Source organism: Achromobacter ruhlandii, assembly GCF_002082135.1.
GTDB classification, from domain to species: domain Bacteria; phylum Pseudomonadota; class Gammaproteobacteria; order Burkholderiales; family Burkholderiaceae_B; genus Achromobacter; species Achromobacter ruhlandii.
This window is the reverse complement of the sequence record NZ_CP017433.1, coordinates 1,901,198-1,914,367: the sequence shown is the minus strand read 5'-3', so window position 1 is coordinate 1,914,367 and position 13,170 is coordinate 1,901,198. Positions and strand designations below refer to the sequence as shown.

Genomic DNA, 13,170 nt, shown 5'->3' with positions numbered 1-13,170 from the left:
AGGAAGCCGCCTCAGGCGGCGGGCGTGGAATCTTTCAGCCACGGCAGGAAACCGCGCAGGAAGCGGCTGGTGGCCGGCATGAAATAACTGCCGTGGTGGTACATCGGATCGAGCGAGGTGACGATCAGCCGGCCCGCCGTGCTGCACCGATCCTCGTACAGCACCGATCCGGCGCCGACCTTGTCGACCAGCGAGACCGCGCCGGGCGGCGGCGCATAGGTGCCATGCTGGTGCCAGGTGACATCGGCCAGCGTCAGGTAGCGAAACAGCGAATGGTCGGGCGCCGCCAGCCGCAGGCCCGGATCGGCCCCCGGCGTCTTCCACCACCAGAAATTCACTTCGCAATCGGTCCAGCGCACGCCATCCAGCCAGCGGTGCGAGCCGGTCTCGCCCATCGCCACCAGCGTCTTGCCGGCGGCCAGGAAGCGGGCCAAGCGCGCCCGCTGCGCCACCAGCAGCTCGGGATTGATGCGGCACGACACGATCAAGGCGTCGCAGCCCTCCAGGGCGGCGTCATCCAGTTCCGGCAGGTAGATCACCCGGTCGATGTACGCCGCCAGTTCCGGCGTGTGGAAGGTGCGATGGTGGTAGTAGGTGCCGGCGTCCAGCGCGGCGATCACCGGCGCTCGCCGGTTCGAAACGGAATGGGCGTCGTGGATCATGCCGCCTCCCCGCGCAGCCAGTCGACCAGTTGCGGCACGATGCGGCGGGTGCTGTCCTCGCTGCCCGCATACATCCACATGTCGTTGCCGGAATGCGTGAACAGGCGGCCGCCGCCGGGCAAGGACAGCACCCAGTCCACCGGCACCGCGTCCGGCCCCAGCGTATGCAGCACGCTGGCGCCGGCCGGCGGCGGGTTGCCGCCGCGCGCGTAGAAGCCGGCCACGCCGCGGCGGAAGGTCAGGTGTTCCGGATCGACGCCATCGAAAACGGGATGCGCCTGGGCGCGGTGCAGCCGCAGTCCCTCGATGCCGCGCGCCGGGCCGGGCACGAACGGCGCCAGCCAGCGCAGGAAGGGATAGGCCACGTGGCCGTTGAACACCATCGTGCCACCGGCCAGCAGCCAGGCCTCCAGCCGGGCCTGCTGCGACAGCAGATAGCGCTGGTCGGTATTGGCCGGCACCAGCAGGGCCCGTACCGCCGCCAGTTCCAGACGATGCAGGGCGTACAGGGGTTCGGCGATGGCCGGCGGCGCATCGCCGCCGGTCAACACGGCGGGACCGTCGCCGGTCCAGTGATTCAAATAGACGATGGTGTTCATCGGAGTCAATGGAAAAGAGGAATCACGCCCGGCACCTCGCGGCGGTCGGCGGTGATGGTGGTTACCCGCAGCGGCAAGCCATACAGCCGGCTCAGGCGTTCGTCGGTGCACATCTGCCCGGTAGGCCCGGCCTCGCAGGCGTCGGGATGCATCAACAGGGTCTGGTCGGCGATGTGCTGCGCGTGCTGCGGCTGGTGGGTCGAGAACACCACTGTCATGCCCTCGCCCGCCAGCCGCCGCAGCAGCGTCAGGATCACGTCCTGGTTGCGCAGGTCGAGCGCCGCGCTGGGCTCGTCCAGCACGATGATGGGGCTGGCGCTGGCCATGGCCCGCGCGATGCAGGCCAACTGCTGTTCGCCGCCGCTGAGCGCGTGGAAGGGCCGCGCCGCCAGATGCTCCAGCCGCACGGCGCGCAGGCACTCGCGGGCGATCTCGCGGTCGCCCGGGCCGGGCGAGGCCCACCAGCGCAGGTGCCGCACGCGGCCCATGGTCACCATGGCCAGCACGTCGTAGGCGAACAGCGAATCGGTGCGCTGCGGCACATAGGCGGCGTGGCCGCGCAGGCGCACCGCGCCAGCGGCCGGCGGCTGCACCCCCAGCAGTGTCTTGAGCAAGGTGGTCTTGCCCCGGCCGTTCGGCCCCAGCACGGCCAGCACGCCGCCGGCCGGCACGCGCAGCGTCAGGTCGGACAGCAGCAGGCGGCCGCCGGCCTGCACGGCAAGGCGGTCCAGTTCAAGCATGGCCCGCCTCCCTGCCCTGCGTGCGGCGCAACAGCCATGCGAACAGCGGCGCGCCGACCAGCGCGGTGATCACGCCCAGCGGAATCTCGGCGCTGGTGGCGCTGCGGGCCACGGTATCGACCCACACCATGTAGGTGCCGCCAAGCAAGGCGCTGGCGGGCAGCAGCACGCGGTGATCGGGGCCGACCAGCATGCGCGCGATGTGCGGCACCACCAGCCCGACCCAGCCCACCGTGCCCGACACCGCCACGCTGGCCGACACCACCAGCGTGGCGCAGCCCAGCAGCATCCAGCGCAGCGGCTCGACCGCCAGCCCCATGGCGCTGGCCTGCTCGTCCCCCAGCGACAGCACGTTGATGCGGAACCGCAGCGCGAACAACAACCCCATGCCCGCCGCGATGGGCGCCACCGCCGCCCCCAGCTTGACGTAGGACGCCGTGGCGAAGCTGCCCATCAGCCAGAACACGATCGCCGGCAGGCTGTCGTAGGGATCGGCGAAATAGGTGGCCAGCGAGATCAGCGCGGAAAAGAACGCGCTGGTGACCACGCCCGCCAGCACCAGCATCAGGATGGTGGTGCGCCTCCGCGAGCGGCCCAGCAGGTAGACGATGGCCACCGCCAGCAGGCCGCCGGCGAAGGCCAGCCCGAGCGTCGCCCACAGCGACGAGAACAGCAGGATCGCCGCGCACCCGCCAAACGCGGCGCCGGACGAAATGCCCAGGATCTGCGGACCGACCAGGGGGTTGCGGAAGGCGCCCTGCAAGGCCGCGCCGCACAGCGCCAGGCTGGAGCCGGCCAACAGCGCCAGCAGCACCCGCGGCAGGCGCACCAGCAATACCACCCGGCGCTCGGCGTCGGCGACGGCCGGCAGCCAGGATGCCAGGCCGTCGGGCAGCGCCCATCCAGCCAGCGCGGCGCCCACGTGAGAGGCCGGCAAGGCATAACGCCCCACGCACAACGCGGCCAGGGCCGACAGCGGCGCCGCGGCGATCATCAGCCACCAGGGCCAGGCGCGCCGCCGATCGTCGCCCCGCGCGGGATTCCGTTCAGCGCAAGCGGTCATAGCCGGCGGCTCCCTGGTTCAAGCGCATGCGCAGCACCTTGTCGATATCGGCGGCGTCGATGTCATAGCCGTACAGCCAGGCGTAGGCCTGCGCGATGCGCTCGCGCAGCGGCCAGTCGAATCGCTTCGGATGCAGCAACTGGCTCAGCCACTGCCAGTACAACGGCGATTCCTGGCTGGGGGGATCCCAGATATAGCCGCCGGCCGGAATCATGTAGACGCGATGGCTGCGCACGGCCGGAATATCCGCGAACAGCGGATCGGCATAGATCATGGCGGGCGTCAGGCCCGACTCGAAGTTGTTCAGCAGGATCACATCGGGCGCCCAGGCCATGATCTGCTCGATGCCGACCGATTGGCCAGTGCCAACCACCGCCGCGGCCACGTTGCGCCCGCCAGTCAGCTGGATGTCGTCATCGAAACTGCTGCCCGCGCCCGACGTGCGCAATTGCGGCCGGTAGCGCGACAGGTACAGCACGCCCGGCCGCTCGTCGGCGCGCAGGCCGCCGGTGACGCGAAGGATCTGCGCGCGCACCTCGTCGCGCCACGCCAGCAGCCGGGCGGCTTGCGCATCCCGCCCGAGCGAATGCCCCATCAGCCGGATCCATTCGCGGGTGCGCACGTCGGTGCCGTACAGCAGCGCGGCCACCGGCAGGCCGGCGTTGCGCAGCGGCGCGATCAGGTCGTCGCCCATGTGACCCCACTGCCACACCATATCGGGACGGATCTGCAGCAGGGTTTCCACGTTCGGCACGAAGCCCGACCGGGTAATGTCCGAGCGCACGCTTTCCATGTGCGGGAACAGGCGCGACGGCACCGGGTCGGCCATGCGCGCATAGGAGTCGGGATGCATGCCCGCCAGGTGGCGCGACGAGCCGCCGTCCAATGACATCAACAGCGTGCCGCCCGGCATCGGCAGCGAGACCGCGCGCGTCGAAGGCGCGGCCTGCGTGACCGGGTTGCCGAGCATGTCGGTGAAGCGAACGGGGCCCTGCGCCGCCGCGCCAGGCGACCATGACAACGCCGCCGACAAGGCGCTCAAGGCAATGGGAGAACTTATAAGACGGCGCGGTTGCGGCGCGGTCCAGGCCTTGTATTTTTTCACGGGGAGGGCATCTTGAACAGGAATCATTTTCGATTCGAATTCTAGGTAGCCACCTCCGCCGATCAAATGACTATTGTCAATTCGTCTCAGTCGCTTCTGCTCGCCGCGTTGCGGCGCCATCCCTGGTTCGAGGGCATCGCCGACGCCGCGCTCGGCGCGCTGGCGGCGCGCGCCCATTGGCTGCGCTTCGAGGCGGGTGACACGCTGTTTTCCGAAGGCCAGCCGGCAACCGCGTGCCTGCTGGTGTGCGAGGGGCTGGTCCAGGGCCTGCGCTACACCGCCGATGGCGATGACAAGGTATTTGGCGAAGTCGGCCCGGGCGGCTGGCTGTCGGTGCTGGCCATGTTCGAGCCGACGCCGCGCCACCTGCATCATGTCCGCGCCCGCCGCGACGGCAATGGTTGCCTGCTGCATCAAGGCGCCTTCCTGCAGCTGTGTCGCGACGACGGCCGCTTCGCCTGCCGCGTCGCCGCCCACGGCGCCGCGCTGGTGCGGCATCACACCGACCGGATCGACTGGCTCACTTCCAGTTCGGCGCAGGAACGCCTGGCCGAATACGTGCTGCGCGCCGGCAAGCCTCAGGCCGGCCAGCCGCTGACCCTGCCGCTCAGCCACTCGCAGAACGCCGTCAAGCTCGGCATGCGGGCCGAGACCCTCAGCCGCATCTTCTCCAAGTGGCGCCGCGAAGGCATCATCGCCAGCCGCGCCGGCACGCTCTACGTGCTGCGGCTCGCGCCGCTCGAACGACTGGCGTCCGGATGCTGAAACGCCGCGTGTCCCGACGGACGCGCGGCGTTCATGCGTGACCGCCCGATATCACGTCGCCGGGCGGTCACAGCCCTCACTTCACGCTGGCCACCGCGTCCAGGATCACCCGCGCCACGGCGTCCGGCTGCGATTGCTGCGGCACGTGGCTGGTCTGCAGGTCGGTGACCTTGGCGCCGATGCGCTTGGCCATCTGGTGTTGCAGCGCCGGCAGGATCATGCGGTCGTGGTTGCTGACGACGAACCACGACGGCTTGGTCTTCCACGCGGCGGTCGACACCGCTTCGCCAAAGGCGCTGGCCTTGATCGGGCCCTGCGTGGCCGCCATCACCCGGGCCTGCGCGGCCGGCACATCCTGCGCGAAATCGCGCGCCAGGCCGGCGGGCGACAGGCTCAGCCAGCCGTGGCTGTCGGCCCCGATGCTGTCCGAACCCGGCGCCTTGGGCGTGCCCTCGGTCAGCGTCGCCACCGACTGGCCGGCATCGGGCGCGAAGGCGGCCACGTAGACCAGGCTGGCGACCTTGGGATGGTTGCCGGCCTCGGTGATCACCGTGCCGCCCCACGAATGGCCGACCAGCACCACCTTGCCGGGCTGGTTGTCGATGGCGCGGTTGGCCGCGGCCACGTCGCCGGCCAGCGATTCCAGCGGGTTCTGCACCGCCTGCACCTGCACGCCCTTGGCCTGCAACAGGGCGACCACCTTGGCCCAGTCCGAGCCGTCGGCGAAGGCGCCATGCACGATGACGACGGACGGCCGCGCGGCGGCCGGTTCGGCGGCGAACGACGGCGAAACGGGCGCGGCGAACAGGCCGGCGACCAGGAGGGAGGCTGCGATAATATGGCGCTTCATGACGATTCCTTTTTCGGGGTCCAGCGCCGACGTGGCGCTTGGTTGACGCCAGTGTCGTTTTCCCGCCCGTCGCGCGGTATCGGATGATTGACCGATGCGCCGGTTCTCGCCTTCCCGCCCTCTCCTGCCGCCCCCATTCATCGCCCCGCCTGCCCCCATGATCGCCGATAGCGCCATAGAACTGACCGACGCCGTGCTGGCCATGGCCTTCATCGGCGACCTCAGCATGGGCCGCGCCACCGACCATTCGCGCCGCACCGCCTGCCTGGCGGGTCTGCTGGCCGCCGCGCACGGCCTGGATACGGCCGGCCAGGACCACGCCCGCGCGGTGGCGCTGCTGCGCTGGTCCGGCTGCACCGCCAACGCCGGCGGCTTCGCCGAACTGCTGGGCGACGACATCGCCTCGCGCGAGGCCATGATGGCGCAGACCCTGCCGCCGCTGGATGCGCGCACGCAGTCGCTGATCGTGCCGCTGGCGCTGATCCATTGCGAGATCTCCGGCGACGTCGCCGTCAGCCTGGGCATGCCCGACGCGGTCGTGACCGGTCTGCGCCACGCCTTCGAGCGCCACGATGGCAAGGGCATGCCGCAGGCGCTGGACGGCGGCGCCGTCTCGCCGCTGGCGTTCATCGTCAACGCCGCCAGCGACCTGGAGATCCTCAGCCGCGCCCATGGCCGCAACAGCGCGCTGGACTTCCTGCGCCAGCAGGCCGGCGCCAAGTATCCCGCCGACATCGCCGCGCTGGCCGCGCGCCACGGCCCGGCCTGGCTCGACCGGATCGACGCCGATCCGCCCGACGGCGCCGACTGGAACCTGGCCGGCGGCCGCCCCGGCGCGCCCGCCGCGCTGACGCTGCTGGCCGACGTGGCCGAACTCAAGCTGCCCTGGCTGGCCGGCTATTCGCGCCGGGTGGCGGCGCTGGCGGTGGCCACCGCCGCGCGGCTCGACCTGGACGCGGCGACGCAGGCGCAATTGCAGGCCGCCGCGCTGGTCCACGGCATCGGCCGCGCCGCGCTGCCGAACCGCCTGTGGAACACCGCCGGCAAGCTGTCGCCGGACCAATGGGAGCAGGTGCGCCTGATGCCCTACTGGACCGCGCGCGCGGCGCGCCAGATCAAGGGCCTGAGCGAGGCCGCCGAACTGGCCTCGTATGCCTACGAACGGCTGGATGGCAGCGGCTATTTCCGCGGCGCGGCGGGCGCGGCATTGGGCCTGCCGCAACGCGTGCTGGCCGCCTGTGTGACCTTGCAGGCGCTGCGCGAGGACCGTCCCTGGCGTCCCGCACTTGCGCTGGCGGACGCGGCGCGGCAACTGCGCCAGGAGGCCGCCGCCGGCCGCTACGATGCCGACGTGGCCGAGGCCGCCATCGCCGCGGCGGGCGGCGAAACCGCCGCCCCGCGCCGCGCCGTCTCGCCGCTGTCGCAGCGCGAACTGGAAGTGCTGCGGCAGATCAGCCTGGGGGCCAGCAACAAGGAAGCGGCGCGCGCGCTGAACATCAGCCCCAGCACGGTGCGCACCCACGTCGAAAGCGTGTTCCGCAAGCTGGAATGCTCGACCCGCGCGGCCGCCACGCTCAAGGCGCTGACCTCGGGCCTGCTGTAGCGGGCGCCGCGCGACAGGCGCCGCCGCCCGACACGCCCGGGCACGGATTCGCCCGACAGGGGCCGTGATCCGGCCACCCCCCTGCGCCCCACACCACCGCCTCAACGATCGGCGATCGCCCGCAGCGCCCGATAGGTCTCGCGCTCGTCCTGGTTCTCGCCATAGTCGCTGAGCTTGACGATCACCACGCGGCGGCCGGGATGCACGTACAGGTACTGGCCATGGATGCCGACGGCCGCGAAGTCCGGCCCGCCCGTGGGCTCCAGTTGCCACCATTGCGCGGCGTAGCCCCAGCCGTCGACCGGATGCGGGGCGGGACGCGCGATGCGCGCCACCCAGGCGGCCGGGACCAGGCCTGCGCCCTGCCCGGACTCAAGCACGCGCTGCCCGACCCGCGCGAAGTCGCGCGCCGTGGCATTCAGGCAGCAGAACGCCTTCTCGATGCCGCCGGGCCGGTCCAGGTTCCAGGTGGCGGCGGACTCCGCGCCCATCGGCCCCCACAGCCGCTCGGCGAGCAGGTCGGCCAGGGGCTTGCCGGTCACGCGCGTCAGCGCCATGCCCAGCAGCTGGGTGTCGACGCTGCGGTAGTCGCCCGCGCTGCCCGGCGTGAAATGCATGCGCCGGTGGTCGTGCACAAACCCGGCCAGATCGCGCGTCAGATACATGCGCGCGGCGCCGGTGAAGGGCCAGTAGGCCCGGTAGTTCTCCGACACGTCGATGCCCGAGGCCATGTCCAGCAGATGCCCGAGCGTGACGCGGTCGTAGTCGCCAGCGCCCGCCAGCTCGGGCAGCAGCGCGGTCAGGCAGTCGTCCTCGCGCAGCTCGCCGCGCGCGATCGCCTGGCCCACCAGCAGCGACACCACCGACTTGGCCATCGACCACGACGACTGCGGGTCGCTGGCGCGCACGCCCGGCCGGTACCACTCGTACTCCAGACTGCCGTCGCGCAGCACCACCAGCGCATTGGTGGCGGTGCTTTGCAGGAACCGCTCGAACGGAATTTCGGCGCCTTTCCACGGCACCGTGGCGGGTGGCGGCCAGGCGCTGGCCGCCAGCACGGACGGCGTGGCCGAGGCCGGCACGACCCGCGCCGGCAACAGGTCGCCGCGGCGCGACGGCGCCGACGCCTCCAGCCGCCACAGCGTGTGCGGCGGCGGGATCTCCATCACGGCCGTGGCCGCATAGGCGGCGGCCGTCAGCGCGGCCAATCCCAGGGCCAGCCGCACGGCGGCGCGGCCCGCGCGGCGGGCGCGCGGGCGCGTGATGCGGGAGGTCGGGTCCGTTGCCATGGCGCGGATCATGCCAAGTCCGCGCCGAATGCACAACAGGCATCGCGCGCTCGTCATCCGCGCGCGACGCCGGCGGCGCGGACAAGGAGATTCAAGTCGCAATGTATCCGCCCGCCCGCGCCGTACATTGCGACACCCCCCGCCCCGCCGGGCTGGCTACAACGGCGTCACACCCCGTCACTTCCCTTTCCCGGAGACCCGCCATGCCCGACCCCATCGACACCCGACGCCGCCGCCTGCTCGGCACCACCTCGGCCCTGGCCGGCGCCAGCCTCCTGAACCTGGGCCTGGGCGCCATCGCGCGCGCCCAGGACGCCGCGCCAGTCGCCCCTCGCGCCACCGGCACGGCCAGCTTCAGCGCCATCCGCCAGATCCGCGCCGGCGATTTGGACATCGGCTACGTCGACGCCGGCCCGGCCAACGGCCCGGTCGCCATCCTGCTGCACGGCTGGCCCTACGACATCCACAGCTTCATCGACGTGGCGCCGCGCCTGACCGCCGCCGGCTACCGCGTCATCGTGCCGTATCTGCGCGGCTACGGCTCGACCCGCTTCCTGTCGGCCGATACCGCGCGCAACGGCGAACAGGCGGTGGTGGCGGTCGACATCATCGCCCTGATGGACGCCCTGAAGATCGGCAAGGCCGTCATCGCCGGCTTCGACTGGGGCGCGCGCACCGCCAACATCATGGCCGCGCTCTGGCCCGAACGCTGCCAGGCGCTGGTGTCGGTCAGCGGCTACCTGATCGGCAGCCAGGAAGGCAACCGCAGGCCGCTGCCGCCGCAGGCCGAGTTCCAGTGGTGGTACCAGTTCTACTTCGCCACCGAACGCGGCGCGGCCGGCTACGCCGCCAACGTCGACGCCTTCAACAAACTGATCTGGCAACTGGCCTCGCCGCAATGGCGCTTCGACGACGCCACCTACGCGCGCAGCGCCCGCGCCTTCGCCAACCCCGACCACGTCGCCATCGTCATCCACAACTACCGCTGGCGCCTCGGGCTGGCGCAGGGCGAGGCGCGCTACGACGACCTGGAGCGGCGCCTGGCCGTGGCGCCGAAGATCGCGGTGCCCACCATCACGCTGGAAAGCGACGCCAACGGCGCGCCGCACCCCGCGCCCGCCGCCTATGCCGGCCAGTTCAGCGGCAAGTACCGTCACGTCGACGTGACCGGCGGCATCGGCCACAACCTGCCGCAGGAAGCGCCCGAGGCCTTCGCCGACGCGGTGCTGCGGGTGACGCGGCTGTGAATTTCAAAATCACTATCGTGATTTGAATGTGATAGCGACGTGATACCGCGATCCCGCCCGGCGCGCCCCAGCGCCGGGCGCAGCGCCGCGTGTCCGCAGGACAACAACCGGCGGACGCGGCGTTGACAGCCTCATCATCGTTGCCTTAGGATGCGCCCTTGCTTTTCAACAACCCCTTCTCTTCCGGGTGCCAACGTGTCTGCCATTCGTCAATTCGCCTAAACGCCGACGACTACCTTCCGGTAATCGCGGTCAGCCTGTCCATTCACGCGGCTCGACCTTCCCGGTCTTGAGCGCGACCCGCGGCAGGCGCGGTTCCGGAACGCGCAACACATCCCCCCTCGCTTCCCTTCCCCGCAAGACCGCGTCGTCGGCTTCCCCACTTTTCCTGGAGAAGACCCATGACGCCGGATTTCCGCGCCTGCGCGCAATCCCTTGAACTGTTCCGCTATCCCCGCACCCCGCACCTGGAAGGCTCGCGGCTGCAGGAGGGCGACCACGGCCACGACCACGTGCCTTACCGCGACCTGCGCGGCCTGCGCCTGGTGGTGGAAGAGAAACTCGATGGCGCCAACACCGGCATCAGTTTCAGCCCCGCGGGCGACCTGCTGCTGCAATCGCGCGGCCACTACCTGGTGGGCGGCGGACGCGAACGCCAATTCAACTTCATCAAGGCCTGGGCCCAGGCCCACGCCGGCTGGCTGCTGCAACGGCTGGAAGACCGCTACGTGATGTACGGCGAAACGCTGTCGAAAAAGCACTCCGTGTTCTACGACGCGCTGCCGCACCACTTCTTCGAGTTCGACGTGTTCGACCGCCGCACCGGCGCCTTCCTGTCCACCGAGGCGCGGCGCGAACTGCTGGCCGGCGGTCCGGTGCTGTCCGTGCCGGTGCTGTACGACGGCCTGGCGCCCGCGCGCCTGGCCGACCTGAAGGCCCTGCTGCGGCCCTCGCTGGCCAAGACGGCGCGGTGGCGCGACGCGTTCGAGGCCACCGTGCGGCGCGAGGGCCTGGACCTGGCGCTGGCCTGGCGGCAATGCGACAAGTCGGACCTGTCGGAAGGCCTGTACATCAAGGTGGAGGCCGACGGCAGGACGCTGGGCCGCTACAAATGGGTGCGCGCCGACTTCGTCCAGGCCATCCTGGCCGCCGACAAGCACCATTCCGAGCAGCCCTACGTCCCCAACCAGCTCGCGCCCGGCGTCGACCTGTACGCCCCGCGTCCGCGGGTCGATTGGGACACGCTGCGCGGCGACAAGGAGGCATCATGAACTACGAACAATTGCGGGCCCTGGCGCCCGCCGCCGGCCAGGCGCCGGACTTCGCCGCCTGTCTGGCGGCCTTTCCGGCGCTGGAGCTGGCCAAGACCACGCCGCAGGACCCGCGCTACCACGGCGAGGGCGACGTCTGGACCCACACCCGCATGGTGGTCGAGGCCCTGCTGGCGCTGCCCGATTACCAGGCCGCCAGCCGCGCCGACCAGGAAATCGTGTTCCTGGCGGCGCTGCTGCACGACATCGCCAAGCACGCCACCACGGTGATCGACCCGGCCAGCGGCGCGATTTCGCAGCCCGGCCATTCCGCCCGGGGCGCGATCGACGCGCGCATCGCGCTGTGGGACGCCGGCGCGCCCTTCGCCGTGCGCGAGGCCATCTGCCGCCTGATCGCCGTGCACCAGGTGCCGTTCTTCGCGCTGTCCGGTTCCCGTCGCGGCAAATCGGTGGAATTCATCGTGCGCGAGCTGTCGTGGCAACTGAGCATTCCGCTGCTGGCGATGCTGGCCGAGGCCGACATGCGCGGCCGCATCTGCCGCGACCAGCAGCAGGTGCTGGACAACATCGCGCTGTTCCGCGAGGCCGCGCGCGAGGAAGACTGCTACGGCCAGCCGCGGCGCTTCGCCGACGCGCACACCGCCGTCAGCTACTTTCGCGGCGCCGACGTGCATCCGGACTACGCCCTGTTCCAGGAGCCCGGCTCGCGTGTCATCGTCATGTCGGGCCTGCCGGCCAGCGGCAAGAACAGTTGGGTGGCGACGCATCACCCCGACCTCCCGGTCGTGTCGTTCGACGACGCGCGCGAGGCGCTCGGCCTGGCGCATGGCAAGAACGAAGGCAAGGTGGCGCACCTGGCGATCGACCGCGCCAAGGCCTTGCTGCGCGCGCGCCGGCCGTTCGTCTGGAACGCCACCAACCTCAGCCAGTTGATGCGCAAGAAAACGCTGGACCTGCTGTACGCCTACCACGCCGAGGTCGAGCTGGTGTACCTGGAGCAGCCGCGCGCCGAACTGCTGCGGCGCAACGCCCGGCGCGACACGTCGCTGCCGAACAAGACCCTGCTGGGCATGCTGCACCGCTGGGACCTGCCGCTGCCGACGGAAGCGCATCGGGTGGTGTACGCGGTGTAGGCGCGGCGGCGCGGGGACCAACCGGCTCAGTGCTCGCGGATCAGCGTCGTCGAAAACTCGTAGCGTCCGGCAGGATGGTACGAGCACGACGCTTCCACGATCTGCGCGGCCTGGTCCTTGTAGTGGCGCAGGATCAGCAGGCCGGGAGACTCCGGCGCCACCTGCAATTCGCCGGCCACCGCCGCCGGCATGGCGCAGGCCGAGATGGTCTGCTCGACCGAGGCGATGCGGCGGCCGTAGTGTTCCTCGATCAGTTCCGACACCAGCCGGTCGGGATGCTGGCGCGCCAGCTTGCGCACGCCCTTGTAGTGGGCGTCCACATACAGCTCGGTCCACACCACCGGCGGCTGCGCCGGCGTGCCGCGGGTCGAGACAAAGCGCAGCCAGCGCGTGCCCGGCCCGACGCCCAGGCGCGCGGCCAGCTCCAGGTCGGCCACGATCTCCTGCACCTGCAGGATGGTGCGGGGCGTGCGCGCGGCCAATTGCACCAAATCTTCCAGCGACCGCAGCGACTGGCTGAAACCAGCCTTGGGCCGGGCCGCCGTGACCACGGTGCCGCTGCCGCGCCGACGCGCGATCAACCCCAGGTCCTGCAACTGGCGCAACGCCGCCCGCAGGGTGTGACGACTGGCGTCGAACTCTTCGGCCAGGGCATTCTCGGACGGCAGCACGGCCCCCACGGCATACACGCCGCCGGCGATCCGTCGTGCCAGTTCTTCGGAGATGCGGGTGTACAGCGAGATGGACATGGAACCGGGGGTGTTTGCGACAGGCTCCATTCTATCTGCTGCCCGGGCGCGGGTATTCCCCGACATTGACGCCCGCCGAAGGCCCTGCTTAAAT

The 13,170-nt window shown here is 70.9% G+C and carries 13 protein-coding genes; 5 read left to right on the top strand and 8 right to left on the bottom strand.

The window, feature by feature from the left end:
* Positions 1-11 precede the first annotated feature (11 nt).
* Genes AruCF_RS08735 through AruCF_RS08715 form a run of 5 tightly spaced genes read right to left on the bottom strand, consistent with a single transcriptional unit; the run spans position 12 to position 4,106 of the window.
* Entirely contained in the window at positions 12-662 is a 651-nt protein-coding gene (locus AruCF_RS08735; RefSeq protein WP_054516173.1) for a hypothetical protein, read from the bottom strand.
* Positions 659-1,261 carry a hypothetical protein gene (locus AruCF_RS08730; RefSeq protein ID WP_063570219.1) on the bottom strand — a complete coding sequence of 201 codons (603 nt, stop codon included), beginning with the start codon at positions 1,259-1,261 and terminating at the stop codon, positions 659-661. The genes AruCF_RS08735 and AruCF_RS08730 overlap by 4 nt, the downstream gene beginning before the upstream one ends.
* 5 nt (positions 1,262-1,266) lie before the next feature.
* Positions 1,267-2,001, bottom strand: a complete 735-nt coding sequence (locus AruCF_RS08725; RefSeq protein WP_083036603.1) for an ABC transporter ATP-binding protein — start codon at positions 1,999-2,001, stop codon at positions 1,267-1,269.
* On the bottom strand, positions 1,994-3,064 hold the full coding sequence (locus tag AruCF_RS08720; protein ID WP_254431180.1) for a FecCD family ABC transporter permease: 1,071 nt from the start codon (positions 3,062-3,064) through the stop codon (positions 1,994-1,996). Before AruCF_RS08720 ends, AruCF_RS08725 begins: the two co-directional genes overlap by 8 nt.
* Complete coding sequence (locus AruCF_RS08715; protein WP_253825989.1) at positions 3,048-4,106, bottom strand: ABC transporter substrate-binding protein; 1,059 nt, start codon at positions 4,104-4,106, stop codon at positions 3,048-3,050. The genes AruCF_RS08720 and AruCF_RS08715 overlap by 17 nt, the downstream gene beginning before the upstream one ends.
* 129 nt (positions 4,107-4,235) lie before the next feature.
* On the opposite strand from AruCF_RS08715, the gene AruCF_RS08710 reads away from it, so the two are divergent.
* Positions 4,236-4,934 carry a Crp/Fnr family transcriptional regulator gene (locus AruCF_RS08710; protein WP_083036601.1) on the top strand — a complete coding sequence of 233 codons (699 nt, stop codon included), beginning with the start codon at positions 4,236-4,238 and terminating at the stop codon, positions 4,932-4,934.
* Between the two features lie 76 nt (positions 4,935-5,010).
* Here AruCF_RS08710 and AruCF_RS08705 read toward each other — a convergent pair whose 3' ends face one another.
* The gene (locus AruCF_RS08705; protein ID WP_063585198.1) at positions 5,011-5,784 is read right to left on the bottom strand and encodes an alpha/beta fold hydrolase; all 774 of its coding nucleotides are present in this window, start codon (positions 5,782-5,784) and stop codon (positions 5,011-5,013) included.
* A 157-nt stretch (positions 5,785-5,941) separates the two neighbouring features.
* On the opposite strand from AruCF_RS08705, the gene AruCF_RS08700 reads away from it, so the two are divergent.
* Positions 5,942-7,387 (top strand): HD domain-containing phosphohydrolase, encoded by a 1,446-nt coding sequence (locus AruCF_RS08700; RefSeq protein WP_063570215.1) that lies wholly within the window; start codon positions 5,942-5,944, stop codon positions 7,385-7,387.
* A 101-nt stretch (positions 7,388-7,488) separates the two neighbouring features.
* On the opposite strand, the gene AruCF_RS08695 is transcribed toward AruCF_RS08700, so the two are convergent.
* The gene (locus AruCF_RS08695; protein WP_253827226.1) at positions 7,489-8,676 is read right to left on the bottom strand and encodes a serine hydrolase domain-containing protein; all 1,188 of its coding nucleotides are present in this window, start codon (positions 8,674-8,676) and stop codon (positions 7,489-7,491) included.
* A gap of 203 nt (positions 8,677-8,879) precedes the next feature.
* Between AruCF_RS08695 and AruCF_RS08690 the strand changes: the two genes are divergently transcribed.
* The 3 genes from AruCF_RS08690 to AruCF_RS08680 all read left to right on the top strand — a co-directional run bounded on the left by AruCF_RS08690 (position 8,880) and on the right by AruCF_RS08680 (position 12,327).
* Positions 8,880-9,923, top strand: coding sequence for an alpha/beta hydrolase (locus AruCF_RS08690; protein ID WP_063570213.1), 1,044 nt, complete (start codon positions 8,880-8,882; stop codon positions 9,921-9,923).
* A gap of 401 nt (positions 9,924-10,324) precedes the next feature.
* Complete coding sequence (locus tag AruCF_RS08685) at positions 10,325-11,194, top strand: RNA ligase family protein (protein WP_054417329.1); 870 nt, start codon at positions 10,325-10,327, stop codon at positions 11,192-11,194.
* Positions 11,191-12,327 carry an AAA family ATPase gene (locus AruCF_RS08680; protein ID WP_063570212.1) on the top strand — a complete coding sequence of 379 codons (1,137 nt, stop codon included), beginning with the start codon at positions 11,191-11,193 and terminating at the stop codon, positions 12,325-12,327. The genes AruCF_RS08685 and AruCF_RS08680 overlap by 4 nt, the downstream gene beginning before the upstream one ends.
* Before the next feature lie 26 nt (positions 12,328-12,353).
* On the opposite strand, the gene AruCF_RS08675 is transcribed toward AruCF_RS08680, so the two are convergent.
* Entirely contained in the window at positions 12,354-13,106 is a 753-nt protein-coding gene (locus AruCF_RS08675) for a GntR family transcriptional regulator (RefSeq protein WP_253827224.1), read from the bottom strand.
* Positions 13,107-13,170: the final 64 nt, after the last annotated feature.